Annotated in this window: 1 pseudogene; it reads left to right on the top strand. The window is 70.8% G+C overall.

What is annotated here, in order from left to right:
- Window positions 1-701: pseudogene (locus tag CCN42_RS39470) on the top strand (radical SAM protein); the annotation flags it as partial.

Genomic DNA, 701 nt, shown 5'->3' with positions numbered 1-701 from the left:
GGCGGCCGGCCGCCCCTACACGGGCGTCAAGGACGTCGAGGAGGTGCTGGAGGCCCTGGAGATCATCGACCGGTACGACACCCAGAAGGCCTCCACCGCGTACACCCTCACCGGCGGCGCCATCACCAAGACCGTCGCCGGCCGCGACGAGGCCGACTTCTACGGCCACTACGCCAAGGCCATCGAGGAGCGCTTCCCCGGCCGCTGGATCGGCAAGGTCGTCGCCCAGGCGCTGCCCAAGGCCGACGTGCAGCGGTTCAAGGACTACGGCGTGCAGATCTACCACCCCAACTACGAGGTGTGGGACCGCCGCCTGTTCGAGCTGTACTGCCCCGGCAAGGAGCGCTACGTCGGCCGCGACGAGTGGCACAAGCGCATCCTCGACTCCGCCGACGTCTTCGGCGCCCGCAACGTCATCCCCAACTTCGTGGCCGGAGTGGAGATGGCCGCCCCGCACGGCTTCACCACCGTCGACGAGGCGATCGCGTCCACCACCGAGGGCCTGCGCTTCTTCATGTCGCACGGCATCACCCCGCGCTTCACCACCTGGTGCCCCGAACCGACCACCCCGCTCGGCAAGGCCAACCCGCAGGGCGCGCCGCTGGAGTACCACATCCGGCTGCTGGAGGCCTACCGCGCCACCATGGACGAGTTCGGCCTCACCTCCCCGCCCGGCTACGGCCCGCCCGGCCCCGGCCGCG

This window comes from Streptomyces glaucescens (assembly GCF_002154375.1).
In the GTDB taxonomy this organism is placed as follows: Bacteria; Actinomycetota; Actinomycetes; order Streptomycetales; family Streptomycetaceae; genus Streptomyces; species Streptomyces glaucescens.
This window is presented reverse-complemented; position numbering and strand designations above follow the sequence as displayed.